This is a genomic window from Eggerthella sp. 1_3_56FAA (assembly GCF_000185625.1).
Lineage (GTDB): Bacteria > Actinomycetota > Coriobacteriia > Coriobacteriales > Eggerthellaceae > Eggerthella > Eggerthella lenta.
In genome coordinates this window covers 945,426-969,231 of sequence record NZ_GL622579.1, presented here as the reverse complement: position 1 = coordinate 969,231, position 23,806 = coordinate 945,426, and the positions used below count along the sequence as shown (strand labels likewise).

Annotated in this window: 23 protein-coding genes; 15 read left to right on the top strand and 8 right to left on the bottom strand. The window is 65.4% G+C overall.

Going from position 1 to position 23,806, the window contains the following annotated elements:
* Window positions 1–33 precede the first annotated feature (33 nt).
* Both HMPREF1023_RS04260 and HMPREF1023_RS04255 read right to left on the bottom strand, forming a co-directional pair.
* Window positions 34–762, bottom strand: coding sequence for a nucleotidyl transferase AbiEii/AbiGii toxin family protein (locus HMPREF1023_RS04260; protein WP_232228681.1), 729 nt, complete (start codon window positions 760–762; stop codon window positions 34–36).
* Between the two features lie 92 nt (window positions 763–854).
* Entirely contained in the window at window positions 855–1,376 is a 522-nt protein-coding gene (locus tag HMPREF1023_RS04255) for a type IV toxin-antitoxin system AbiEi family antitoxin domain-containing protein (protein WP_009304921.1), read from the bottom strand.
* 425 nt (window positions 1,377–1,801) lie between these two features.
* On the opposite strand from HMPREF1023_RS04255, the gene HMPREF1023_RS04250 reads away from it, so the two are divergent.
* A complete protein-coding gene (locus HMPREF1023_RS04250; protein WP_009304920.1) occupies window positions 1,802–2,029 on the top strand; it encodes a hypothetical protein in 228 nt (75 codons plus the stop codon).
* Window positions 2,030–2,491: 462 nt separating this feature from the next.
* On the opposite strand, the gene guaA is transcribed toward HMPREF1023_RS04250, so the two are convergent.
* Together guaA and HMPREF1023_RS04235 are read right to left on the bottom strand one after the other, a co-directional pair.
* Complete coding sequence (guaA, locus tag HMPREF1023_RS04245) at window positions 2,492–4,099, bottom strand: glutamine-hydrolyzing GMP synthase (protein WP_009304919.1); 1,608 nt, start codon at window positions 4,097–4,099, stop codon at window positions 2,492–2,494.
* Between the two features lie 267 nt (window positions 4,100–4,366).
* Entirely contained in the window at window positions 4,367–5,218 is an 852-nt protein-coding gene (locus tag HMPREF1023_RS04235) for a TIGR02452 family protein (RefSeq protein ID WP_009304918.1), read from the bottom strand.
* Between the two features lie 118 nt (window positions 5,219–5,336).
* Here HMPREF1023_RS04235 and HMPREF1023_RS04230 point away from each other — a divergent pair, with 118 nt between their 5' ends.
* The 3 genes from HMPREF1023_RS04230 (at window position 5,337) to HMPREF1023_RS04220 (ending at window position 7,610) form a co-directional block, all read left to right on the top strand.
* Entirely contained in the window at window positions 5,337–6,230 is an 894-nt protein-coding gene (locus HMPREF1023_RS04230) for a DNA/RNA non-specific endonuclease (RefSeq protein WP_009304917.1), read from the top strand.
* Between the two features lie 72 nt (window positions 6,231–6,302).
* Entirely contained in the window at window positions 6,303–6,644 is a 342-nt protein-coding gene (locus HMPREF1023_RS04225; RefSeq protein ID WP_009304916.1) for a hypothetical protein, read from the top strand.
* Between the two features lie 30 nt (window positions 6,645–6,674).
* Window positions 6,675–7,610, top strand: coding sequence for an undecaprenyl-diphosphate phosphatase (locus tag HMPREF1023_RS04220; protein WP_009304915.1), 936 nt, complete (start codon window positions 6,675–6,677; stop codon window positions 7,608–7,610).
* Window positions 7,611–7,805: 195 nt separating this feature from the next.
* Here the strand turns inward: HMPREF1023_RS04220 and HMPREF1023_RS04215 are convergent, their stop codons facing one another.
* On the bottom strand, window positions 7,806–8,744 hold the full coding sequence (locus HMPREF1023_RS04215; RefSeq protein WP_009304914.1) for an AEC family transporter: 939 nt from the start codon (window positions 8,742–8,744) through the stop codon (window positions 7,806–7,808).
* 301 nt (window positions 8,745–9,045) lie between these two features.
* Here HMPREF1023_RS04215 and HMPREF1023_RS04210 point away from each other — a divergent pair, with 301 nt between their 5' ends.
* The 5 genes from HMPREF1023_RS04210 to HMPREF1023_RS04190 all read left to right on the top strand — a co-directional run bounded on the left by HMPREF1023_RS04210 (window position 9,046) and on the right by HMPREF1023_RS04190 (window position 15,640).
* Window positions 9,046–9,327, top strand: coding sequence for a chorismate mutase (locus HMPREF1023_RS04210; protein WP_009304913.1), 282 nt, complete (start codon window positions 9,046–9,048; stop codon window positions 9,325–9,327).
* Entirely contained in the window at window positions 9,324–10,124 is an 801-nt protein-coding gene (gene aroF / locus HMPREF1023_RS04205; RefSeq protein WP_009608857.1) for a 3-deoxy-7-phosphoheptulonate synthase, read from the top strand. Before HMPREF1023_RS04210 ends, aroF begins: the two co-directional genes overlap by 4 nt.
* Before the next feature lie 165 nt (window positions 10,125–10,289).
* Window positions 10,290–12,053 (top strand): Na/Pi cotransporter family protein, encoded by a 1,764-nt coding sequence (locus HMPREF1023_RS04200; RefSeq protein WP_009304911.1) that lies wholly within the window; start codon window positions 10,290–10,292, stop codon window positions 12,051–12,053.
* Window positions 12,054–12,160: 107 nt separating this feature from the next.
* The gene (locus tag HMPREF1023_RS04195) at window positions 12,161–14,602 is read left to right on the top strand and encodes an ATP-dependent helicase (RefSeq protein ID WP_009304910.1); all 2,442 of its coding nucleotides are present in this window, start codon (window positions 12,161–12,163) and stop codon (window positions 14,600–14,602) included.
* A gap of 183 nt (window positions 14,603–14,785) precedes the next feature.
* Entirely contained in the window at window positions 14,786–15,640 is an 855-nt protein-coding gene (locus tag HMPREF1023_RS04190) for a DegV family protein (RefSeq protein ID WP_009304909.1), read from the top strand.
* Between the two features lie 85 nt (window positions 15,641–15,725).
* On the opposite strand, the gene sdaAA is transcribed toward HMPREF1023_RS04190, so the two are convergent.
* A complete protein-coding gene (gene sdaAA, locus HMPREF1023_RS04185) occupies window positions 15,726–17,336 on the bottom strand; it encodes an L-serine ammonia-lyase, iron-sulfur-dependent, subunit alpha (RefSeq protein ID WP_009304908.1) in 1,611 nt (536 codons plus the stop codon).
* Window positions 17,337–17,614: 278 nt separating this feature from the next.
* Here sdaAA and HMPREF1023_RS04180 point away from each other — a divergent pair, with 278 nt between their 5' ends.
* Window positions 17,615–18,982 carry a putative manganese-dependent inorganic diphosphatase gene (locus tag HMPREF1023_RS04180; RefSeq protein WP_009304907.1) on the top strand — a complete coding sequence of 456 codons (1,368 nt, stop codon included), beginning with the start codon at window positions 17,615–17,617 and terminating at the stop codon, window positions 18,980–18,982.
* Here the strand turns inward: HMPREF1023_RS04180 and HMPREF1023_RS04175 are convergent.
* Window positions 18,971–19,843, bottom strand: coding sequence for a LysR family transcriptional regulator (locus tag HMPREF1023_RS04175; RefSeq protein WP_009304906.1), 873 nt, complete (start codon window positions 19,841–19,843; stop codon window positions 18,971–18,973). The genes HMPREF1023_RS04180 and HMPREF1023_RS04175 overlap by 12 nt on opposite strands.
* Window positions 19,844–20,011: 168 nt before the next feature.
* Here HMPREF1023_RS04175 and HMPREF1023_RS04170 point away from each other — a divergent pair, with 168 nt between their 5' ends.
* The gene (locus HMPREF1023_RS04170) at window positions 20,012–20,308 is read left to right on the top strand and encodes a hypothetical protein (RefSeq protein ID WP_009304905.1); all 297 of its coding nucleotides are present in this window, start codon (window positions 20,012–20,014) and stop codon (window positions 20,306–20,308) included.
* A 36-nt stretch (window positions 20,309–20,344) separates the two neighbouring features.
* Here HMPREF1023_RS04170 and HMPREF1023_RS04165 read toward each other — a convergent pair whose 3' ends face one another.
* On the bottom strand, window positions 20,345–20,920 hold the full coding sequence (locus tag HMPREF1023_RS04165; protein WP_009304904.1) for a nitroreductase family protein: 576 nt from the start codon (window positions 20,918–20,920) through the stop codon (window positions 20,345–20,347).
* A 163-nt stretch (window positions 20,921–21,083) separates the two neighbouring features.
* On the opposite strand from HMPREF1023_RS04165, the gene HMPREF1023_RS04160 reads away from it, so the two are divergent.
* From HMPREF1023_RS04160 to rpsG, 4 genes are all read left to right on the top strand, one after another.
* Window positions 21,084–22,196 carry a M20/M25/M40 family metallo-hydrolase gene (locus tag HMPREF1023_RS04160; RefSeq protein WP_009304903.1) on the top strand — a complete coding sequence of 371 codons (1,113 nt, stop codon included), beginning with the start codon at window positions 21,084–21,086 and terminating at the stop codon, window positions 22,194–22,196.
* Between the two features lie 202 nt (window positions 22,197–22,398).
* Window positions 22,399–22,575, top strand: coding sequence for a hypothetical protein (locus tag HMPREF1023_RS15405; protein WP_156788359.1), 177 nt, complete (start codon window positions 22,399–22,401; stop codon window positions 22,573–22,575).
* Between the two features lie 260 nt (window positions 22,576–22,835).
* Window positions 22,836–23,207, top strand: a complete 372-nt coding sequence (gene rpsL / locus HMPREF1023_RS04155) for a 30S ribosomal protein S12 (protein WP_009304902.1) — start codon at window positions 22,836–22,838, stop codon at window positions 23,205–23,207.
* Window positions 23,208–23,323: 116 nt separating this feature from the next.
* Entirely contained in the window at window positions 23,324–23,794 is a 471-nt protein-coding gene (rpsG, locus tag HMPREF1023_RS04150; protein ID WP_009304901.1) for a 30S ribosomal protein S7, read from the top strand.
* Window positions 23,795–23,806 lie beyond the last annotated feature (12 nt).

Here is a 23,806-nt window from a genome sequence, read left to right as displayed (position 1 = left end):
ACCCTTTCTTCGGTCCCGTTCTTCTGTGGTGCATCATTTTGCATTCCCTATGCGAACGATGAGATCGTTGACCCAATCGATTGCAGAATCGACGTCATCGAGAACGGGAAGGTCGGATGCCTGCTCTGCGTAGAGCTCGTCCCAGCCAGCTTTCTTCGACACGATCGGAGGCCATTCCTGAGCCTTTCTGTAAGAGAAGAGCCGCTCGCAGATCCTTCGCGTCGCGACAAGGTCGACTTCCGACCTGTGCATGATGAGTTGCAAGTCGACGAGGTCGCGGGCTCGGTCGCCCGCGCCTGATACCGCATGCAGCTTTTGGGTAACTTGGTGGTCTAGTGGCATGAGCGGCGCCTTTCCGGGAGGCGGGAATCCAATTCCCTCGAACAACTCCGCGACATCTGGCATGTCCGACCACTCGATGGTGTCAGCATCGCCGATCTCGTTGAATCCGACTTCGAGCGGAACCGTGCACCACGGTTTGCCGAGGTACGAGAGCTTCACCTCGCAGGGCTGCATGACATATTCCTCGGGAACGTCCTTCGGCGAGGCCGGATCCTTGCGGACGACGCGTCCCGTGAAGCCCTCCCAGCCTTGGCGGAGGCGGTCGTTGAGCCTTTCAATGTTGAGGTCGGCGTCCATGGCCGTCGCCATGTCCAGGTCTGTAGTGAACCTCGTCGCCGCGTCGCCGTAGCGCATCTTGATCGAGCTTCCGCCCTTCACCACGCCGTCGGGGAGCATCTGAGCGACGATGGCGTTGGCCATGCGCGTGCGCAATCTCATGTAATCCTGCGCAGCGCCTCCGCACGAGCGCCTGATCGCGTCGTCCAGGTGGCGCATGCCGTTCGGCTTCTTCGTCATCTTTCGATCTTTTCCTCGATTTCCTTCTTCTCGCCTGCGTTCAGATATCCCATGCGCAGCGCCTCGGAAGCAGCCTCGAGTGCCCTGTCGGCGCCCATGGTCTGCGCGGCGCAGGCTATCGCGGCAGCAAGCGGCTGGCAGGGAACGCCGTCGATCCAAGTCGGCTCGGCATCTGATCTGACGATCCTGACGCCTTTCCCTAGGTCCCGCCGGACGCGGTTCGGCGTGGCGACCCACATCTTGGATGGGTCCGTGGGTGCCAGCTGGAGTAGGGCGACGACGGACTCTCCGTAGAGGAAGGCCCCGACGCCTGCCGCCTTCACTGCGATCGCGAAGGGGGCTTGGGGCTGGGATGGCCAGACGGGCATACGGTACACCCCGCGCGCAACGCGGACGAGCTTTCCCGCTTTCGCCTGCTGGACGAGCTCGGCGTTGGACATCCCGAGCTTCGCCGCCTCGGATGAGGTGATGAGCCCGAAATCGTCGACTCCCTCGTATATGTCATCGATTTTTGCCATGTCAGAAGTATAGCGTATTTACTATACTTTTGACATTTGAAAATCGACTAGCATGGTTGCAAGTGCCAATGCGACCACATGGGTCAAATCAGTACCAGATTTGGGGGTATTTTGACAACATGCGAGCCTCGCCGCACGAGCCGTGCCAATCTCGGCACTCAAGGAGCCGGGAAGGAAGCATTTGATTCCCAGACGCGAAACGCGGTCATTTTGCGTCTAGTAATCAAACCGGTGACATTTGTCTCCATGGCGTCACCGCTTCCTGCATGAACCATCTGAGTACGGCTCAAAAAGCAAGGGAAAGAACACGAGAGGTGCTGATCATGCGCTGCATCCAGGCCGAAGCTCGGCACGCGGAAATGGAGTTCGACCTGGTCTAAGGTACCATCTCGCACGTCTATCCGAACTATTGCCCCGCAGCGGTCGTGGGTTTCTTCCTGAGCCTGCACAGCTGCGAAGCCATCGTCGAAGACATCGGGTGCGGCAGGGTGGGCATCCTGGTCGACGGCAACCACATCACGCGGGTCTTCGTCAAGGACGACCGCCGGGGAGAGGGTCTCGGGTGTATCGCCATGGGCATTCTCGAGAAACGGGTCTTCGAGGGGCACCCCTGCGCGAAGGTAGACTCCTCACTGCCGGAGACGCGCTTCTAAGAAAGGCGCGGGTACGTTACTGCTGGCCGCGAATCCTACAGTCTCCCCGAAGGCGCGGTCCTCGTATGGGAACTCATGGAGAAGAAGCGATAAGCTTCTCAATCGCCTAAAAATACGGGTAGTGCCAGCATGCAAACGAACTTGAATTTGATTCGAATCAAGGTGGAGACGATTGGAGCGGCAAAAGGGAGTGAACGCCGGCGGCTTTGCCGAATGCCAACGACCGCCATCGTGGCGCAAGTGTGTCCAACGACATGCAGCTTTGGGAAACCCGAAGAATGATTCGCAATCAAAATCGCAGGCGATATGCATAAAAATCACCCCCGAAACATCAACATTTCGGGGGTGATTCGCAACTGTCATTCATCAGTTTTGCAGGTGGCTTGGAGCGCATTGAACCACCTTGCGCCTCAATGCGTCGCCATGAATGATTGCAGGTGGCTTTACGCTTTTGACCTCGGATTATTCCCACTCAATCGTCGCGGGCGGTTTGCTGGTGATGTCGTACGCTACCCGGTTCACGCCCGGGACTTCGGCTACGATGCGGCCCGACACTCGGGCCAGCACGTCGTAGGGCAGCTTCGCCCAGTCGGCCGTCATGGCATCGGAGCTCTCCACGGCTCGCAGGATGATGGGGTAGGCGTATGTGCGCTCGTCGCCCATGACGCCGACGCTCTTCACGTCGGGCAGCACGGCGAAGTACTGCCATACGCTGCGTTCGCTGTTGCGCTCGCCGGTCTCCTCGTAGACGCGGACGTTGTAGGCGTCCAGCTCCTCGCGCACGATAGCGTCGGCCTCCTTCAAAATCGACAGCTTCTCGCGCGTCACCGTGCCGATGATGCGGATGGCCAGACCCGGGCCGGGGAAGGGCTGGCGATGCACGATGTGGTCGGGCAGCCCCAGCGTCGTGCCCAGCGCGCGCACCTCGTCCTTGAAGAAGTGGTCCAGCGGCTCGATCAAATCGAAATGCACGCCGTCGGGGAAGGGGATCAGGTTGTGATGGCTCTTGATGGTGCTCGCCTTGCCGCCGGTCTTGCGCGCGCCGCTCTCGATGATATCGGGGTAGATGGTGCCCTGGGCCAGGTACTTCACCGGCCGCCCGTTCTCGGCCAGCTCCTCCGCCACAGCGAAGAACTCCTTCCAGAACTGCGAGCCGATGATGCGGCGCTTCTGCTCCGGCTCCACGACGTCGGCCAGCAGCGCGGCGTAGCGGTCCTCGGCGTGCACGTGCACGAAGTCCACGTCGAACTGCTTCGTGAACACGTCCTCAACTTCTTCGGGCTCGTTCTTGCGCAGCAGCCCGTGGTTGATGAACACGCAGGTCAGCTGCTTACCGATAGCCTTCGCGCACAGCGCGGCCACCACGGAGGAGTCCACGCCGCCCGAAAGGCCCAGGATCACGCGATCGCTTCCCACCTGCTGACGGATGGCCGCCACGGCATCGTCGATGATGGAGTCCATCGTCCAACTGGCCTCAAGGCCGCAGATGCCGAACAGGAAGTTCCTCAGCAGCTGGTCGCCGTGCGGCGTGTGGCGCACCTCGGGGTGGAACTGCGTCGCGTACAGACGGCGCTCGGCGCATTCCATCGAGGCCACGGGGCACACGTCGGTCGAGGCCGTTACCGCGAACCCTGCGGGAACCTCGGACACGGCGTCGCGGTGGCTCATCCACACCGTCTGCTCGACGGGCGTCTCGCCGTACAGCGAAGACGCTCCCTCGTCGCGCCGCGTCAAAGGCGCGGCCCCGTACTCGCCCTTCTCGGTGTGGCCCACGGTGCCGCCCAGCGTGACGGCCATAATCTGCTGGCCGTAGCAGAAGCCCAGCACGGGGATGTCCAGCTCGAAGATGCCCGGGTCGATGGACGGCGCGTCCTCGGCGTACACGCTGGCCGGGCCGCCCGACAGGATGATGGCCGCGGGCGCAAGCTCGCGCACCTCGTCGGCGGTGATGTCGCATGGGACGATTTCCGAGTACACGCGCAAGTCGCGCACGCGCCGCGCGATCAGCTGCCCGTACTGGGCTCCGAAATCGACGACGATGACCAACTGGCTGGACGGGGTGGCAGTCATGTTTGCTCCTTTGCGTACGGGCGGTGGCATGTTGGAAGCGCCCGTTGAAATTATCTCGCTGCCATCTTACATGAAAACGAAACCCGCACGGCGTTTGTCGGCCCACCTGCACGTGTTTTGCATGACGGGAAGGGATGGCGGAATCGGTCGCGCCGTTCCGCGTTTCGTCCGGAGCTTGCGCAGGGCAAAGCAACTCATGACCCAATGCAGCCATCTTGAAGATGGTTGCATCGGCGCGCAGCTATTCTTCTTGGAGGCTCCTCTGCTCTAACGCAGCGTAACGCCTTCGGGCAGCTCGATATTTCTGAGGTCGAAGTCGTCTTCCTCGTCTTCGTCGGCGGCAACCGGAGCGATCTCCTCGACCTTCGGCTCGCCGAATGCGGCGTCGAACGCGGCGGCATGCGCGCGGGGCACGGCGAACACGATGCGGCCGATGACGCCCGGATGCTTCCGGATCCAATCCTCGAACAGGCCGATCACCTGCTGCGTGTCGAACCCTCCGCGCCCGCAGCCGAACGCGCCGCACACGAGCGTCTCGCATCCGTTGGAGGCGGCGATGTGCAGCAAGGTTTCGATGCGCTCCGCCAGAACCTGGTCGCATTCGCGCTCCGAGCGATGGTTCTCCAGCGCGCGGGCGCGGTTCGGCTCGGGCAGCGCGACGACGTCCGCCTTGCGGATGACGCCCGCATGCGAAAACGCCACGTTCGGCAGGTAGAGGGCGCGATCCGTGAACAGCTGCCCGCGCTGGCAGCCGCGGTTGCCGTCATGGTACGCGCTTTTCAGCCCGTAAAGAATAGGGTAGAGGTTGCTTTCCGAGCACAGGATCTGTTCCGGCCCGAACGAGCCGTCCTCGTAGCCGCCGCCGGGCCGCGTGAACGACGCCGGATCCACCACGACGGTCTTGCCTCGCGCGTCGCGCAGGGCGGCGGGGGCGAAGGCGGTGGTGACAGAGGTCTCGGTGGTCTCGAACACGGCTTCCGGGATGGGCAGCTCGCGTCCTTCGCCGTCCTCGTACACGCGTGCGGCAGCGACAGTCGCTTCGGTTTCGGTCGAGAACGCCCCCTTCATCAGGGCAAGGTGCTTCGCCGCTTGGGCTCGTCGTTCTTCTCTCTCGGGCATGGCTTCCTCCTCCGATCGTTTCCCCGTATTGTAGCGGAAACGACGCTTCGGCGGGCTCTTCGCAGCGCGCGCGGTAAGATGTATGCCGTATACTCAATCGACGGTCGAAGGGGGGACGATGGCCCGGAATCTAGCGAAGCTTCTGCTTGTCGGCGTGCTGCTGGCAAGCGGCGTCCTGCTGCCCGGGTGCGCCGGCGAAACGCAGGCGCCGCTCGAGCCCCCGAGGCAAGCCGTCTCCCTTGACGAGTTGCCTGAATTCTCGGGCGACCCGTTCGTTGAAGTGAACGGCAACGTGCCCTCCTTCTCCGAAGCGGAGCGCGATCTCGCCGCGCTCGAAGCCTATGCTCCCCTCGACGGGCTCGGCCGTTGCGGCACGGCGTTCGCGCTGATCGGCCCCGAGACCATGCCGACGGAGGAACGCGGCTCCATCGGCAGCGTGAAGCCGTCGGGTTGGCATCTGGTCAAGTACGACATCGTCGACGGGGCGTACCTCTACAATCGCTGCCATCTTATCGCGTATCGGCTTGCGGGGGAGAATGCCAACGAGCGCAACCTCGTCACGGGCACGCGTTTCATGAACGTTCGAGGCATGGTTCCGCTCGAGGACCGGGTCGCTTCGTACGTCGATCGGACGGGGAACCACGTTCTGTACCGGGCGACGCCGGTGTTCGAGGGGGACGATCTGGTGGCGCGTGGCGTTCACATCGAAGCCGAGTCGGTGGAGGACGGCGGCTCAGGCGTTTCGTTCAACGTGTTCGCCTACAACGCGCAACCGGGGGTGGAGATCGATTACGCCACCGGCGAGAGCCGGCTGGACGGCTCGCTAGAATCGCAGGGCGCCTTCGATGCGTCGCAGTACGCCTACGTCCTCAACGTCAAGACGAAACGCTTCCACAAGCCCGATTGCCCCTCGGTCGAAGACATGAAGGCAGCCAACCGGGAAGGTTTCGACGGCTCGCGCGAGGAGGCGGAGGCGCGCGGTTACGTCCCCTGCGGCAGGTGCAACCCGTAGGCGCATGCCCTCTCGATGTGCCCCCTGTGGTTTCTCGACGCTCCACGCTCATCCTCGTGTACAATTCCCGGCATGGAGAACGCGCGAAACGACATAGAGGCGCTTGACGACCTGGAGCTGGACGCGCCCGCGTCCGTTCCTGCCGCGTCAGACGACGTCGCCGCGCCTGCGCGCCCGGCGAAACGTCCTCGTCGCGAGGCTCCCACCGACGAGGAGCGCCGTCAGATGCACGCCTCGTTCAACGACCGCATCTCCTACCTTTGCAAGATGGCGGCGCTCGTAGTGGCGCTCGTCTCCCTTGCCACCATCGCGCTGGGCCAAGAGCTTCCCCAGTTCGTCCTCATGGGGCTGTGCCTGTCGGTGGCGCTTTTGGCCATCGCCATGCTGCAAGACCATCATCAGCGCAAACGATAACCGCATCGACCCAACCAAGGATACGCACGCATGATCATCGAAGCATTGAAGGCCTTCCTCATCGGCATCGTGGAAGGCATCACCGAATGGCTGCCCATCTCCTCGACCGGCCACATGATCCTCGTGGACGAGTTCGTGAAGCTGCAGGTGTCCGACGAGTTTCTGGCCCTGTTCCTCGTGGTCATCCAGCTGGGCGCCATCATGGCCGTGCTCATCCTGTACTTCCACAAGCTGAACCCGTTCTCGCCGAAGAAGGACGCCGTCGAGAAGAAGAGCACGTGGCGTCTGTGGGGCATGGTGGCCATCGGCTGCATCCCGGCTGCCGTCATCGGCCTCTTGTTCGACGATCTGGTGAACGAGTACTTCTACAACAAGGTGACCGTGGCGGCCATGCTCATCCTGTACGGCGTGGTGTTCATCGTGCTCGAGCGCCGCAACCGCCGTCGACTGCGCGAGGCCGAAGCCGCCCTCGAGGCGCCGCGCGGCCGCCATGCGCGCGTGTCGTACGGCGATGTGTCCGACGAGGCCGAGGCATCGCTGTTCAAGATCACCGACGTGGACGAGATCGACTGGAAAACCGCGCTCAAGATCGGCTGCTTCCAGGTATTGGCCATCATCCCCGGCACCAGCCGCTCCGGCGCCACCATCATCGGCGGCATGCTGGCCGGCTGTTCGCGCACCGCGGCGGCCGAGTTCACGTTCTTCCTGGCCATCCCCATCATGTTCGGCTGGGGTCTGGTGAAGTGCATCAAGTTCGTCGCGGCCGGCATCGCCATGACCTCCACCGAGATCCTCGTGCTGGCGGTGGGAATCATCACGGCGTTCGCCATGTCGGTGGTGGCCATCAAGTTCCTCATGGGCTACATCAAGAAGAACGACTTCACGGCGTTCGGCTGGTACCGCATCGTCGTGGGCGTGCTGGTGCTGGGCTACTTCGTCTTCGAAAGCATGGGCATGCTGCCGTAAAGGTCGTGCATACAGATATCGCACGGTTCGCGGCGCGCCTTCGGGCGCGCCGCTTTACGTTGTCGCCCGAAAGCCGCGTTTTCGCAGCCGAAACCGAGGCTTTGGGGCGAGAACGCGTCCCGACGTCCCTGCCCTGCCGTCCCGCGCGCGATAGACGGCAGGGCGGGGACGTCAGCCGCCTATCGCTGCGCCCCGCTACGCCATGAACAGCACGGCGAGCAGCGGGATGGTGAACACGGCGCCCAGCGTGGTTACGAACGTGCCCTGCGCCATGGTCTTGCTGTCGCCGCCGTACTGGTAGCACAGCATGGTGCCGTTCGTGGCCACCGGCATGGCCGACAGCAGCACGATCACGCCCAGCAGCACGGGGTCGCTCACGAGGAAATGCAGCGGCAGCCATACGAGCGCTGGCGCGACCAACAGGCGCACGAGCGCGGCCGCCATGAGGCGCGGCCCGCCCACCAGCTGGCGCGCCGGCACGTTGGCCAGCGACGAGCCGATGATGAGCATAGCCGCCGGGGTGGTGAGCGAGCCCAGGGTGTCCAGCGCCTCGCCGAGCACCGGCACGCCGTGGATGCCGGCGAACGCCAGCGCGATTGACGCGACGCTGGCCACGATGCACGGCGAGAGGAACGACTTCGGGCTCATCTTGATCTTCACGCCGTATTTGTTGTCCGTGGCGAGCATCCACACGCCCAGCGTGAAGACGAGCGCATTGAACGCGAGATTGAACACCGTCGTGTAGATGAGCGCCTCCGCGCCGAAAACAGCCGCCGTCACGGGGAAGCCGATGAAGCCCGTGTTGCCGAACACCATCATGAACCGGAAGACGCCTTTGCGTCCGTCGGGCACGCGCAGCGCGGCCGTGATGGAGAATCCGATTGCGACGAGCACCACGTAGCTGGCGCACGAAACGCCCGCGGTCCAGAGGATCTTCGTCGCCGAGGGCAGCGTTTCGGCGGTCAGCACGGAGGCCAGTATAAGCGCCGGCAGCGCCGTATTCAGGATGAGCTTCGAGAACTTCTTGTCGAAGTCCTCGTCCATGAGGTTCAGCCGCTTGGCGGCGTAACCTGTCGCGCCCACGGCGAACAGGACGACCATCTGCACGAATATGTCGGCGAACTGCGAGATCAACGAGGCTTCCCTCTCAATAGGTTCGGATTCGGCGCAGCAGCGAGGCGCGCGTTCCCAGTGTACACCGTCAACGGGAGCCGCGGCGCCGAGCGGCTTGCAGCTTCGCCCTTCCATCGGTTTTCGGCATGCGCCGACCGCGATATCCCATGAACTTCCTCGCTAATTCGCCCGGCATGGCAATCGGGCGCGCCGCTTTTGCTATCATGTCAGCACACGTGTCGCCCGAGAACATCGCCGCTTTCGCGCGAGGCAGCGGGTCGAACCGCACGTTAAAGCATGAGAGTCATGAGAGGAAAAGCCGATGTCTGAGAGAGACAGCTCCCTGGCGGAGATCCAAGAACATCGTGCCAAGATCGACGAGATCGACAAGCAGATCGTCGCCTTGCTCAACAAGCGCGCCGGTCATTCGCTGGTCATCCGCGGTCTCAAGCCCGGAGCCCATCTGGGCTTGTACGACGCCAAGCGCGAAGAGGAGATATTCGCGAAGGTGAGCAGCTACAACGAGGGTCCTTTGTACAACGAGAACCTGTGCGAGATCTACGCCACCATTCTCAAGATCATGAAGGAGACCCCGTCCGTATGAGCGAAGCGAAGATAGCCCCCATTCCCGACTTGGGCACCCGCACCGACGAGATCACCATTTTCGCCGGCCCGTGCTCCGTCGAGTCGGCCGAGCAGTTCGAAGAAGTGGCCGAATGTGTCGCGGGCCTCGGCCTCACCTGGATTCGCGGCGGCGCGTTCAAGCCCCGCACGAACCCGCACTCGTTCCAGGGCCTGGGCGAGGAGGCCCTCAAGATCATGCGCGATTCCGGCGAGAAGCACGGCCTGAAAACGCTCACCGAGGTCATGGACTCGGCGCACTGCGAGCTGGTCCACTCCTACGTGGACGGCCTGCAGGTGGGCGCGCGCAACTTCCAGAACTTCAGCCTGTTGAAGAAAATCGGCCAGGTCACCGCCGAGTCGCACAAGATGGTGCTGTACAAGCGTGGTTTCGCGGGCACCATCGCCGAATGGCTGGCCGCCACCGACTACCTCACGGCGGAAGGCAACGACAACGTGGTGCTGTGCGAGCGCGGCATCCGCACGTTCGAGACGGCCACGCGCTTCACGCTGGACATCGCCGCCATCCCGGTGATCCACAAGCAGTCGCTGTGCCCGGTGTGCATCGACGTGTCGCACCCCGCCGGCCAGCGCGACCTGGTGCCGTCGCTCGCCTTCGCCGCCGTGGCGGCCGGCGCCGACTCCCTCATGATCGAGGTGCATCCCAACCCGCCCGCAGCCCTGTCCGACGGCCCGCAGCAGCTGACGCCGGACCAGTTCGAGGTGCTCGTGGCGAAGCTGCGCGAGATCGCCGCCGTCTTCGGCAAGAAGATCGTGTAAGGAATCGGGCGCGTCCGACGGCTCGGAAACCGTCGGACGCGCCCCGTTTGTAAAAACTTTACCCGAACTTTACCTTCCCTTGACCGGGGCCTTACCGTCTGCCCGGTATCCTTTCGACTCGCGTGCATGAGCGCTTGCAACCGACGATGCGAAGGGGAGTCCCGCGTGAACGCTCCGATGGAAACCGTGTTCGGCCTGCTCGGCGGACTGGCCGTGTTCCTGTTCGGCATGAACATGATGTCCGAGGGCCTGCAGAAGGCCGCCGGCGCCAAGATGAAGTCGATCCTGTCCATGCTCACCTCGAACCCGGTGCTGGGCGTGCTGGCGGGCGCGGTGGCCACCGCTGTGCTGCAAAGCTCCAGCGCCACCACGGTCATGGCCATCGGCTTCGTCAGCGCGCGCCTCATGACGCTGCGCCAGGCCATCGCCGTCATCTTCGGCGCCAACATCGGCACCACCATGACCGCGCAGCTCATGGCGTTCAAGCTCAGCGACTACATCTGGCTCATCGTGTTCGTCGGCTTCATCGTGTGGTTCGCGGCGAAGGACGAACGCGTCAAGAACATCGGCCAGACCGTGTTCGCGTTCGGCCTGCTGTTCGTGGGCATCGACACCATGGGCGCGGTCATGAAGCCGCTCGCGCAAAGCGAGGTGTTCCTGGCGATGATCGACCAGGTGAAGGATATCCCCGCGCTCGGCGTTGCGGCGGGCACCGTGATGACGCTGGTCGTGCAAAGCTCCAGCGCCACCATCGCGGTGCTGCAGAGCTTCGCCTCGCAGCCCGGCCCCGACGGCGTGACCAGCGTGCTGGGCCTCCAGGGATCCATCCCCATCCTGCTCGGCGACAACATCGGCACCACCATCACGGCGCTTCTGGCCTGCATCGGGCAGTCGCGCGACGCGAAGCGCACCGCCGTGGCGCATAGCGTGTTCAACGTCACGGGCGCGTTCGTGTTCATCTGGTTTGTGCCGCTTATCGCGCAGTTCGTGCAGCTTCTCACGCCCGGCCCCGAGCTGGACGTCATCGCGCGCCAGATCGCGAACGCGCACACCACGTTCAACATCGTCTGCACGCTTCTATGGCTGCCGTTCATCGGGGCTATGGTGAAGATCGTGACGTTTCTCGTGCCGGGCAAGGCCGGCGAGGCGGCGCCGGGCGCGCTCGTCGTCCTCGACGACAAGATCCTCGGTCAGCCGGTGTTCGCCATCAGGATGTTCGGCGAGGAGCTGCAGAAGTACTGCGACAAGGTGCGCGCCATGCTGGCCGCGCTGCCCGAGGCCATCGCGAACCGGGACGCCGCCGCGCTCAAGGCGCTCCAAGCCGATTGCGCGCAGGTGGAAGCCGCGGAAGGCGAGCTTGCGAATTACGCGGTGGAGCTGCTGAGCGCCGGCGCGACGTCCGAGCGGCAGGCCGCGGAGATATCCGACCTCATGTTCATCGTGGACGCGGCGGGCCGCATCGGCTCGCGCTGCGGCGAAGCGGCCGCGCTGTACGGCGAGCGCCTCTCGTCGAAGAAGCCCTTCTCGGACGAGGCGCGCGAGGAGCTGGCCGAAAGCGCCGCGATGGTGGCGGACATGTACGACGCGGTGCTGCGGTTCCTGAGCGACGGAGGCACCGCCTCCGAGCAGGTGCTCGACGAGCGTCGCCGCCAGATCGTCAAGCGGCAGAGCCGGGCGCGCAAGGCCCACTTCCGCCGCGTGGGCAGCCGGCAGTGCGCGCCTGAGAACAAGGCGGTGTACAACCAGCTGCTGCTGTGCCTGGAGCGCGCGGGCAACGAGTGCTCGAACCTCGTGGAGCACGGCGCCGAGCTGTCCATGTGGGGCGACGCGCTGGGCGCCGACCGTCCCGGTTCGCATGACGGGGGAGCGCCGCCGGTCGCGAAGCGTTCCGAAGCGCCTGTCGACGAGCTGGCGGAGGCGCTTGCGTAGCGGCCCCTGCGCTTGCGCAGATTGCGCGCGTTTGCCAGTTGCCGGAGGGGAAAAGCGGTAGAATACGAAAGCTTTGTTTCACCTCCATCCGTCAGGAGACTGCTCATATGTCAATCGATATCGACAGCTTGAACGGGCCGCAGCGCGAGGCGGTCGTCACCGTCGACGGGCCGCTGCTCGTGCTCGCCGGCGCCGGCTCGGGCAAGACGCGCGTGCTCACGTACCGTATCGCGAACCTCATCGAGAACCACGACGTGGCTCCGTGGGAGATCCTCGCCATCACGTTCACGAACAAGGCGGCCGCCGAGATGCGCGAGCGCCTGAACGGCCTGGTGGGCCCTCGCTGCCGCGGCATGTGGGTGTCGACGTTCCATAGCATGTGCGTGCGCATGCTGCGCTCCGACGCCGAGAAGCTGGGATTCACGCGCAACTTCACCATCTACGACACCGACGACCAGAAGCGCCTGTACAAGGAGATCATGGCCGAGCTGGACATCGACCCAAAGCGCTTCCCTGTGAACGCCCTCATGAACCGCATCTCCACGGCGAAGAACGAGCTCGTCGTGCCGAGCGCCTTCGAGAAGGAAGCGGGCGACCCGGTGGGGAAGGTGGCCTCGCGCGTGTACTCCCGCTTGCAGGAGCGCCTCAAGGCCGCGAACGCCTTCGACTTCGACGACCTTCTGCTGTACGCCTACCTGCTGCTGAAGAACCACGAGGACGTGCGGTCGGCCTACCAGCAGCGCTTCCGCTACATCATGGTGGACGAGTACCAGGACACGAACCACGCCCAGTACTCCATCACGGGGCTTTTGGCCGAGGGGCACAAGAACATCATGGTGGTGGGCGACGACGACCAGTCCATCTACTCGTGGCGCGGCGCCGACCTGCGCAACATCCTCGAGTTCGAGCAGGACTACCCGACGGCGCACACCGTGAAGCTCGAGCAGAACTACCGCAGCGTGGGCAACGTTCTGGCGGCCGCGAACGCGGTCATCGCGAACAACCAGCACCGCAAGGCGAAGAAGCTGTTCACCAGCGCCGAGGACGGCGACAAGATCCAGGTGTACATGGCCGCCGACGAGCGCGATGAAGGCCGCTGGATCGCCGGCGAGATCGAGAAGCAGCGCGCGGCGGGGCTGTCGTACAACCAGGTGGCCGTGTTCTACCGCACGAACGCGCAGAGCCGCATGCTGGAAGACATGCTGCTGCGCGCCGGCGTGCCGTACCGCATCGTCGGCGGCACGCGCTTCTTCGACCGCGCCGAGATCCGCGACGTCATGGCCTACCTCACGCTCGTGGTGAACCCGGCCGACGACATCGCGGCGAAGCGCGTCATCAACGTGCCGAGGCGCGGCATCGGCAAGACCACCATCGAGCGCATCGAGCAGTTCGCCCGCGAGATGGGCATGACGTTCATGGAAGGCGCCGAGCTGGCCATCGTCGACCCGGAGCTGCGCGCGTCGGCGCGCCAGGCCATCGGGGAGTTCGTGGGCCTCGTCAACGAGGCGCGCACCTACGGCGGCGATTTGCGCAAGGTCATCGAGATGATCATCGACAAGAGCGGCCTCATCGGCGCGCTGCAGGCCGAGAACACCGACGAGGCGCGCGGCCGCATCGAGAACATCCAGGAGTTCCTCGGCGTCGTCGACGAGTTCACCGAAACCCACGAGGACGAGGACGCTCTGTACGAGGCTCCCACGGCCGAGCCGGCCGACGCCCCCGCGCTCGCCCCCGTCCCCTCGTCCGCCGACGCCCCCGCGGGTTCGTTCTACGCCTTCGCGGGCGCGAACGAGCTTGCGGCTCCGGCCGAGGAGAGCCCCGTGCGCGTCCTGCGCGGCGACTCGCTGGCCGACTTCATCGAGTGGGTGCGCCTGCGCACCGACCTCGACACGGTGGCCGAGGACGGCCATGCCGTCACCATGATGACCGTGCACTCGTCGAAAGGCCTCGAGTTCGACTGCGTGTTCGTGGCCGGCATGGAGGAGACGCTGTTCCCCCACATGAACAGCGTGGGCGATGCGGCCGGCATCGAGGAGGAGCGTCGTCTCGCGTACGTGGCCATCACGCGCGCCCGCAAGAAGCTGTTCCTCACCTGCGCCTACGCGCGCCAGATCTTCGGCCAGACATCGTCGAACCCCATCTCGCGCTTCATCCAGGAGATCCCCTCCGAGCTGCGCCAGACCACGGGCCTCGGCTCGGCGGGCTTCAGCGGCACGGGCTGGGAGAAGCGCGGCAGCCGCAAGGGCATCGCCGGCAGCGGCACCGAGGCGGGCGGCGGCCGCGTGTTCGGCCGCTCCAGCGCGTCGGGTTCGTCCGGCCGCAGCGACGAGCGCGCCGCGCGCGTGGGCGGTTCCTACGTGCGCCCGGGCGCCGAGAAGAAGGCCGCCGCGAAGATGACGTTCTCCACGGGCGACACCGTGGATCACAAGACGTTCGGCCGCGGAAAGGTGACGAAGGTGGACGGCGACACGCTGTTCGTGAAGTTCTCCAAAACCGGTCAGACCAAGAAGCTCCTCAAAGACTACGCGCCCATCGTCAAGATCGGCTAGCGCGAGGCCCGCATCGGAAACGGTGCGGGCCTCGTCGTTTTTAGGCGTTTCGGCTTCTTCTTTCGCCCAGGCTCTTGCAACGCGGTGCGCTATACCGCATGATAGACGCGTCGATGACGTGCGGTCGCCACCGATCTGCAACCCCGCGCTCTTCGTCCGGCTGGCGAGAGAAAGAGGTTCACCATGAAGATCGTTACCGACTCTTCCGTTATGTTCTCGATGGAGGAGGGCGCGCGGCGCGGCATGGCCGTGCTTCCGCTCGTCGTGGCCATCGACGGCCAAAGCTGGCTCGAATACGAGGACGTGTCGGCCGAGGAGTTCTTGGCGAAGGTACGCGCGGGCGCGCTGCCGCAGAGCGCATCGCCTCCTCCGGCGCTCACCCTGAAGGCTTACGACACCGACGAAGAGGTGATCCACCTCGCCATGGCCGACGGGCTGTCGGGCGCCTACGAGGTGGCGTGCGGCCTCGTCAAGCAGGCGCGCCGTCCCGATCGCGTGCACGTGGTGAACACGCGCACGCTGTGCGTGCCCCATCGGGTGTTGGCCTGCACGGCGGTGCGGCTGGCCGAACAGGGGACGGACGCAAAGGCCGTCCTCGAGACGCTGCATGCCCAGATCGCTACCGCTCACTCCTACCTTATTCCCGAAGATTTCGACTACCTGCGCCGCGGCGGGCGCCTCACGCCGCTCGCGGCGACGTTCGCTCATCTCGTGAAGGCGTTTCCCGTCATGAAGCAGACCGACGACGGTACGCGCCTCGAGAAGATGAAGGTGGCGCGCTCGTTCGCGAAAGCCGTCAACGCCATCGCCGACGACCTGGAGGCTCGGGGCGTGGGCGATGGCTTCTTCCTGGGCGTGAGCCATGCAGACAACCGCGTGCGGGCCGACGAGGCGTCCGGTATGCTGTCCGGGCGCTTTCCGGGATGCCGCCACGGCGTCTTCGACCTGGGCCCCGCGTTCATCACGCAGGGCGGCCCCGGCTGCCTCGCCATACAAGCTGTCGACCTGGGAGCTTATCCCGATCTCGATTTGGATTAACCGAGGGGCCCGGGATGCGGGGATGCGGGCCCCTCGGTGCAGATGCCCGTTCCGGTTGTTCGCCCGCCGAGTCTCGGCCGGCGCGCTAGTTGCACCCCGGGCAGTAGGCGCAGGCCGTCGGCGCGGCGGCTATGCCCCCGAGAGCGCTTTCGCGCAGTTCGAACGGCAAGGTTCGACCCACTTTTCGCATAGCCTCCACCGTCTGGTCGAAGTCGACCAGGTTGCCGATGCCTGCGAGTGCGATCTGCGCGCTGACCAGCGCGACGGCGGCGCCGGCAGCGTTGCGCTTCTGGCAAGGTTCCTCGACAAGGCCTGCGATGGGGTCGCATACGAGGCCCATCATGTTGGTCAGCGCGTTGCTGGCCGCGTCGAGGCATTGGGCGGGAGCGCCGCCCATGAGCTCGACCGACGCCGCCGCGGCCATCGCGGCGGCCGAGCCGATCTCGGCCTGGCAGCCGCCCTCCGCGCCCGATACCGTGGCGTTGCGCGTGATGAGGTACCCGATGGCGGCGGCCGCCGCCAGGCCGCGCGCAAGATCGCCATCCGATAGCCCGCGCGTGCGCTGCAGCGCCAGCAGCACGCCGGGCAGCACGCCAGACGATCCAGCCGTGGGCGCGGCCACGATGCGACCCATCGACGCGTTCGTCTCCAGCACCGCCATCGCGTAGGCGATGGCGCACGACAGCTGGTCGTCGCACAGCTCGCCGTCGCGCTCGCGCAGATCGGCCAGCTTGCGCGCTTCGCCGCCTATGAGGCCGCCCATGGAAGGCAGCGCTTCGTCGATGGGGCGCTGCGCGGCGCATTTCATCACGTCCAGCGTCTCGTGCAAATACGCAAGGGAGCGGTCGGCGTATCCCAAGCTCTCGGCCAGCGCCGCCTCGCGGGCGAGAAACGCCTCCGATAGCGTCGTGCCGTGCTTTTCGCACCATGCCAGAAGCGCGGCTCCGGTGCCGAAGTCCGCCTCGGCGAACCGCTGCAGCGCCTCCTCCGCGTCGGGCGCGTCAACGGACCCGCAGCCGGGGCGCGCGTCGCCGGGAATGACGCGCACGTCCAGGATGGCGGGGTGGTCCTCGATGGCGGCCTTCGCGGCGCCGTCCACCTCTTGGTCGGTTTCCAGCACGGTGTAGGCGATGTCGCCTTTGCGCTCGCGGTACATGCGCGTGGTGGCGATGTTCACGCCTTCGTCGCTGATGCTCTGCGCGATGTGCGCCAGCACGCCGGTCTCGTCGCGCTGGCGCACGACGATGCTCGTGCTCTCGCCGGTGATGCGCACGTCGATGTCGTCGATCTTGCGGATGACGGCCGCTCCGCCTCCGATGCTCTCGCCGCGCACGCTCATCGCGTTGCCTGCGGCGTCCACGATGCGCATGTCGATGGTGTTGGGATGGTCGTATTCCTCGTCGGGAAGCGTGACGAACGAGAACGCGAGTCCCGCATCCCCCGCAAGCTGAAACGAGTCGCGGATGCGCAGGTCGTCGGCGGCCAGCCCCAGCATGCCCGCCACGAGCGCCTTGTCGGTTCCGTGCCCGGTCAGCGTGTGCGCGAACGACCCCAGCAGCCTGAACTCCACCGTCTTCGGCTCGGCCAGGCACAGCCGTCGAGCCATGTAGGCGATACGCAGCGCGCCCGCCGTGTGCGAGCTCGAAGGACCCACCATGATGGGGCCGATGACGTCGGAGAGGCCGATAGTTTTCATAGATGCTCCTCGATTGACGGGTAGGGAAGGGGGCGGGCGCGGGGATGGTGCGCGCCTATGGTATCACGGACTGTCGCAGCCGTCTCGTGCGCTCTTTCTGGCTCTTTCGTGACGTTTGCGCTCGAAAAGGCTGATCGGCCGCCGTTCGCTTCGCCGGTGCCGCTATACTGTGGCTCTCGGCGCCGCGCGGCTCGGTATGCGGCGGCGAACACCCTCATGACAAGCTAAGCGAGCGGGATGCGGCGTGCGTGCGGCATCCCCGGGTAAGGAGTACAGCAATGTCGGCACCGATCATCGTCGTGGGCCACAAGAACCCGGACAACGATTCCATCTCCTCGGCAGTGGGCTACGCCTACCTGAAGAACGAGCTGGCGCGCCGTGCGGCCGGCGAGGGGGAGCCGTTCCAGACGTACGTTCCCGCCCGCTTGGGGCCGTTGCCTCCGGAGAGCGCCTGGGTTCTGGAAGAGAGCGGTATCCACGCGCCCGAGATCGTGGGTCATGTGCATGCGCGCGTCGGAGACGTGATGACGCCGAACCCCATATCCATCGGCCATAACGCCACGCTGCTCGAAGCGGGTCGCCTGCTGCGCCAGCACAACGTGCGCGCGCTCGTGGTGACGAACGACGACGGCACCTACCGTGGACTCATCACCACGCGCATGATCGCCGAGCGCTACATCGCCGCCACCGACGCCCTCGAGGACGGAGGGGCGAACGAGATGGCGGTCGCCGGCGACCTCATCGCCTCGCTCGGCCAGAAGGTGGACGAGATCACCGAGACCGATGTGCTCATCCTCGACAAGGAGGGCCTGCTCAAGGAGGCTATCGAAGACCTCATGGCCAGCGCGTTGCGCGAGGCCGTCGTGCTGAACGACGACGGCCTCGCCATCGGCATCGTCACGCGCTCGGACGTGGCCGTGCGCCCGAAGCGCAAGGTGGTGCTCGTGGACCACAACGAGACGCGCCAGGCCGCCAACGGCATCGAGGAGGCCGAGGTCGTCGAGATCGTCGACCATCATCGCATCGCCGACGTGATGACCGCCAACCCCATCCAGTTCCTCAACCTTCCCGTGGGCTCCACGGCGACCATCGTCACGATGGAGTTCCGCCGCCACAACGTGGAGATGCCTCCGGCCATCGCGCGCGTGCTGCTGTCGGCCGTGATGACCGACACCGTCATCCTCAAGTCGCCCACCGCCACGCCGACCGATCACGAGCAGGTAGCCTATCTCGCCGGCATCGCGGGCGTCGATCCCACCGAATTCGGCCTTGCCGTGTTCAAGTGCCGCGGCGGCGAGGACGACATGCCCGTCGACAAGCTCGTCGGCGCCGACGCCAAGGAGTTCCAGATCGGCGACGCCACCGTTCTCATCGCGCAGCACGAGACGGTGGATCTTCCCGCCGTCATGAAACGCGAAGAGGAGATCCGCGAGCATATGCGCCGTCTGCGCGACGACCACGGCTACGAGTTCGTGCTGCTGCTGGTCACCGATATCGTGGCCGAGGGCAGCCAGTTCATGTGCGAGGGCAACCGCCGCATCGTCAACCGCGTGTTCGGCATCCATTGCACGGGCGAAGGCGGCACCTGGATGCCCGGCATCCTCAGCAGGAAGAAGCAGGTGGCGGCGAAGATCCTAGGAGCATAGGGGCGAGGGTTCGCGCCAGCGTTCTTCGAAAAACGAGACGAGGAAGCCGTGGAACGCCGCGGCTTCTTTGCTAAGGGGGCCGCTTGTCGGGGCGATCTCGATGGTGCGGGCGAACGGCGCGTCGGCTATGCTCGCCAGGCGCGCGCTACTATCGTCGAGGCCTCCCCAGCTGCGTTCGGGCCAAAAGCCCACGCCCAGCCCCAAGCCGATCATGTTCTTCACCACGGCGGGGCTGTCGCTTTCGAACGCCACGCGCGGCACGAACCCGGCATGCGCGCACGCTTCGTCGCATACCGCGCGAAACGTGCGGCTTCCGGCGAGGCAGATGAACGGCTCGTCGGCGAGGTCGGACAGCGGCAGGGGTTCCTGCGAGGCGCGCTCGGCGGGCACGGCGATGCCGATGCGTTCGAAGAAACGGCGAGCGCGGGGGTCCGCGCTCTCTGCGCGCACGGTGCGGACCCGCAGGTCCCAACGTCGGGAGGAGGCTTCCTGCGTCACCACGAAACGTGCGTCGGGATGCGCCGAGCGGTAGGCCGCGATGGCGTCCACCGCCAGCCCCGAGGCCGATTCGATGGCAAGATGGACGGCGGCCCGCTGTTGCCCGGCTACCACGGCAAGCTCCTCGGGCAGCTCGTCGAGGGCCGCCAGCAGCGGCGCGATGCGCTTCTGAAGCGCCTCGCCGCACGCGGTCAGCCGCACGTTGCGTCCCACGCGCTCGAACAGGGTCACGCCCAGCTCGCGTTCGAGCCGGCGGATCGACTGGGTGAGGGCGGGCTGAGCCACGTTGAGCTTCTTCGCGCTGTTCGTCACATGCTGGGTGCGCGCCACTTCGTCGAAGTACCTGAGCTGCTGCAGTTCCATCGGGAGCCTTCCGATCGTTATCCGCTCATCCTATAACATCTATCATATCATTGGGGATGAAATTTATATTGGACAACGCTGGGGCGAGCGCGTAGGGTGGTGCCTGTTGCAGGAAAGCGAGGCCGACGATCGCAGAACGATCCGGCGCGGTAAGGAGATGGTGGGCTCGTGTCAGAGCTCTTGGAGGCGGCGATGCTCGTGTGCTTCGGCTTGTCGTGGCCGCTCAACGCGTACAAGAATTTCAAAGCGGCAACGGCGGCTGGCTCCAGCTGGCAGTTCATCGCCCTGATCACGACAGGCTACATGGCCGGCATCGCCGCGAAGTTCGCATCCGGTTCGGTGAACTGGGTTTTGGCGGTGTACTTGATCAACCTCGCCTGCATCGGCGTCAACTGGATCGTGTACTTTCGCAACCGCCGCCTCGACGCGCAGCGCGAGATCGCGTACGAGGCGGCTGAAGCGTAGGCGCGCGATGCCCGGGCGGCGTGCGCCGGGTGCGGGCTACAGCAGCACGCTCGACAGCGCGCGTTTGGGCACGTAGTGCACGCCCGCCTCGTCGCGCCAATACTCGGTGGCACCGCCTGCCGGAAGGTCGACGATGCGCACGTCTTCGACGGGTTTGCCTAACGCCAACACGAGGTCGGGCTGGAAGCGGTCCGCGTCGACGCCCAGCGCTTCGGCCATGCTCCTCTTTTTGAACGACGCGATGATGCAGCCCCCGAACCCGGCTTCGACGGCCTGCAGCATAATGGTTTGCGCGGCTATTCCCTCGTCCCATGCGGTGAAGGTGTCGGCCAATGTGCGATCGTTGTCGCGGCACACCACGACGTAGGCGCTCGGGCGTTCGCCCGGCACGGGTCCCGGCCAGTCGGGCAGGGCCTTCGCCCATGCGCAGCACGAGAACACGCGCTCGCAGGCGCGCTCGTCGCTGACGATGGCGTAGCGCAGCGGCTGCGCGTTGCCGCTCGAAGCGACCAGTCGCGCGGCGTCCACCCAGGCGGTGAGCAGCTTGCGGTCGATGCGGTCGCTTTCATCGAATCGTCGATAGCTTCGACAGGCTTTGATGATGTCCTGCACTCGGAACCTCCCTCGATTTCGCGGTACGGAGCGCGCGGCCCCGTTGCCCGGGTTCTCGCGCGCACGGTGCTGTTGCTGATTATAATGGCTTTCCGTAACCGAACCCATCGTCGTTGCCGAGCGTTCAAGCTTGGCGGCTGAAGGAGAGAAAGAAGGAACGTCCATGCAAGAGAGCCGTCTGCTCGATCTGTTCTGCGAGCTCGTCCGCATCGAGAGCCCGTCGTTTCACGAGGCCCCGATGGCGGCCCGATGCGCCGACGAGCTGCGCAGGCTCGGGTTCGAGGTGAGCTTCGACGATTCCGCCGAACGCGTCGGCTCGGATACCGGCAACCTTGTCGCTCATCTTCCGGGAACGCGGACGGGGCATATGGTGTTCTCGGCGCATATGGACACCGTGCAGCCGTGCGCGGGCATCGAGCCCGTCGTCGTGGACGGGGTCGTGCGCTCGGCGGGCGACACCATCCTGTCGGCCGACGATAAGGCCGGCGTGGCCGCCATCTTCGAGGGCGTGCGCTCGGCCGTCGAGTCCGGCTCGCCTCGACCCGACGTCACCGTGCTGCTCACCACCTGCGAGGAGCAGCATCTGCTGGGTTCGAGCGCGCTGGCCGACGGCCTGCTGCCCGCGGGCGCGCCTTGCTACGTGCTGGACGCCGACGGCGCTCCGGGCACCATCATCACGGGCGCCCCGTGCCATTGGTCGCTCAACGCGACGTTCTCGGGACGCGCCGCGCATGCGGGCGTGTGCCCCGAAGAGGGCGTGTCGGCCATCGCCATGGCCGCCGCGGCCGTCTCGTCCATGCCGCTCGGCCGGCTCGACGAGGCCACCACGGCGAACGTCGGGTTCATCGAGGGCGGCGGCGCGACGAACGTCGTGCCGGACACGTGCGCGCTGGCGGGGGAGTGCCGCTCGCTGTACGCCGAGCGCGCCGAGGCTCAGAAAGAGGCCATGACCGAGGCGCTGGAGGCCGCCGCCGCGCGCTTCGGAGGCGCGGTGAGCATCGAGTGGACGAAGAGCTACGACGCCGTGCTGTTCGACGAGGAGGACGAGCTCGTGCAGGCCATCGTCCGTGCCTCCCGAGCGGCCGGCCTCGAGCCGCGGTTCCATCGCTCCGGCGGCGGCTCCGATGCCAACGTGCTGGCCGCCCGCGGCGTGCGTCCCGTCACGTTGGGCGTGGGCATGGCCGCCTTCCATTCCGTCGACGAGCACATCGCCGTGGACGACCTGGAGGGCGCTGCCCGCCTCGTGGAGGCTCTCATCGCCGAAGGCGCGCAGTAGGCCGCGCGCGACGGGCGCGTCTCATGCGAGCTTCCGAAGGCGATGCCGCGGAAGCCGAGCGCCGCCGCAAGATGAAGGCGGCCGAAGAGGGTTCGCGCATCTGGGAGCGCTTCTTCGCCGATCGACGCCGGTCGCGCGGCGACGCGGTTCGGATCGTGCAGGAAGCTGCCGCGCTCGATGCGGCGCTGTACTGCACGGCCCTGTGTTCGCCGCCGCCCAGCGCATCCAGGCCGACTACCTGGTCACCTCCGACAAACGGCTTGCCCGGAGCGCACCGGTGGCGTGCCTGGACGTTCCGGACATGCTCGCGCTGCTCCAAGCCGCGAAAGTCGACGGGGATGGCGGCGATACGCTGCCGACGGGTTCGAAGTATTTTTGAGAAACGGTGGACTTTTCGCCACGGATTCGTCACCAGTGTGGGTTTCACCTGCGATAACGGTTCTCAAGAGGTATAGATACTCCCGGATGCGTGGCGTTTGACAACCCTGAGGGGCGATGGTAGAGTTCACCTTCGCGTCTCCGAGGAGGCGAGCGTTTTCGTGTGCGCATCAGCTGAACGCACTTGGAAACGGTGTTCAAGCGAGCGTCTATAGAGTATGTAGACGTCTCGGACAAGCAAGAGGTAAAAGGAGAGAAGCTTTGCCTACCATCAACCAGCTGGTCCGCAAGGGCCGCAAGAAGGCAGTCGACAAGAGCAAGACGCCTGCCCTGAAGGGCAACCCGCAGAAGCGCGGCGTGTGCACCCGCGTGTTCACGACCACGCCGAAGAAGCCGAACTCGGCTCTGCGCAAGGTTTGCCGCGTGCGCCTCGTCAACGGCATGGAAGTGACCGCCTACATCCCGGGCGTCGGCCATAACCTCCAGGAGCACTCCATGGTGCTGCTGCGCGGCGGCCGCGTGAAGGACCTCCCCGGTGTGCGCTACAAGGTCATCCGCGCCGCGCTCGACTGCGCCGCCGTGGACAACCGCAAGCAGGCTCGCAGCCGCTACGGTGCCAAGCGCCCGAAGTAACACCCGCTAAGACGCGCGGGCCGCAGCAACCGACCGAGCCCAAAGGGGGCAGGCGGGCGGCCTAATGAACGGAGAGAAAGCCGTTCCGAAGCGCGCAGGACCTAGAAGGAGAACACATGCCGCGTCGTGCAGCAGCAGTCCGCCGCGAAGTACAGCCGGACGCCCAGTACAACAACCGTCTCGTCACGCAGCTGATCAACAAGATCCTGCTTGACGGCAAGAAGGCCACCGCCGAGAACATCGTCTACGGTGCGTTCGCCATCGTCGAGGAGAAGACCGGCGGCGATCCGCTGGCCGTCTTCAAGAAGGCAATGGACAACGTCCGCCCCACGCTCGAAGTCAAGCCGAAGCGTGTCGGCGGCGCCACCTACCAGGTGCCGATGGAGGTCAACTCCCGTCGTGCCACCACGCTTGCCATTCGCTGGATCGTCGACTTCTCGCGCAAGCGCAAGGAGCACACGATGAAGGAGCGCCTCGCCGCCGAGATCATGGATGCCGCCGAGAACACCGGCGCGTCGGTGAAGAAGCGCGAGGACCTGTACAAGATGGCCGAGTCGAACCGTGCGTTCTCGCACTACCGCTTCTAAGGGAGGATTCGA

Coding starts and splice junctions, on each gene's coding strand:
- HMPREF1023_RS04260 (WP_232228681.1), bottom strand. CDS start 762: ATGGCCAACGCCATCGTCGCTCAGATGCTCCCCGACGGCGTGGTGAAG.
- HMPREF1023_RS04255 (WP_009304921.1), bottom strand. CDS start 1,376: ATGGCAAAAATCGATGACATATACGAGGGAGTCGACGATTTCGGGCTC.
- HMPREF1023_RS04225 (WP_009304916.1), top strand. CDS start 6,303: ATGGAGAACGCGCGAAACGACATAGAGGCGCTTGACGACCTGGAGCTG.
- HMPREF1023_RS04235 (WP_009304918.1), bottom strand. CDS start 5,218: ATGCCCGAGAGAGAAGAACGACGAGCCCAAGCGGCGAAGCACCTTGCC.
- HMPREF1023_RS04195 (WP_009304910.1), top strand. CDS start 12,161: ATGTCAATCGATATCGACAGCTTGAACGGGCCGCAGCGCGAGGCGGTC.
- HMPREF1023_RS04210 (WP_009304913.1), top strand. CDS start 9,046: ATGTCTGAGAGAGACAGCTCCCTGGCGGAGATCCAAGAACATCGTGCC.
- HMPREF1023_RS04230 (WP_009304917.1), top strand. CDS start 5,337: ATGGCCCGGAATCTAGCGAAGCTTCTGCTTGTCGGCGTGCTGCTGGCA.
- HMPREF1023_RS04220 (WP_009304915.1), top strand. CDS start 6,675: ATGATCATCGAAGCATTGAAGGCCTTCCTCATCGGCATCGTGGAAGGC.
- sdaAA (WP_009304908.1), bottom strand. CDS start 17,336: ATGAAAACTATCGGCCTCTCCGACGTCATCGGCCCCATCATGGTGGGT.
- HMPREF1023_RS04175 (WP_009304906.1), bottom strand. CDS start 19,843: ATGGAACTGCAGCAGCTCAGGTACTTCGACGAAGTGGCGCGCACCCAG.
- HMPREF1023_RS04160 (WP_009304903.1), top strand. CDS start 21,084: ATGCAAGAGAGCCGTCTGCTCGATCTGTTCTGCGAGCTCGTCCGCATC.
- rpsG (WP_009304901.1), top strand. CDS start 23,324: ATGCCGCGTCGTGCAGCAGCAGTCCGCCGCGAAGTACAGCCGGACGCC.
- aroF (WP_009608857.1), top strand. CDS start 9,324: ATGAGCGAAGCGAAGATAGCCCCCATTCCCGACTTGGGCACCCGCACC.
- HMPREF1023_RS04190 (WP_009304909.1), top strand. CDS start 14,786: ATGAAGATCGTTACCGACTCTTCCGTTATGTTCTCGATGGAGGAGGGC.
- guaA (WP_009304919.1), bottom strand. CDS start 4,099: ATGACTGCCACCCCGTCCAGCCAGTTGGTCATCGTCGTCGATTTCGGA.
- HMPREF1023_RS04180 (WP_009304907.1), top strand. CDS start 17,615: ATGTCGGCACCGATCATCGTCGTGGGCCACAAGAACCCGGACAACGAT.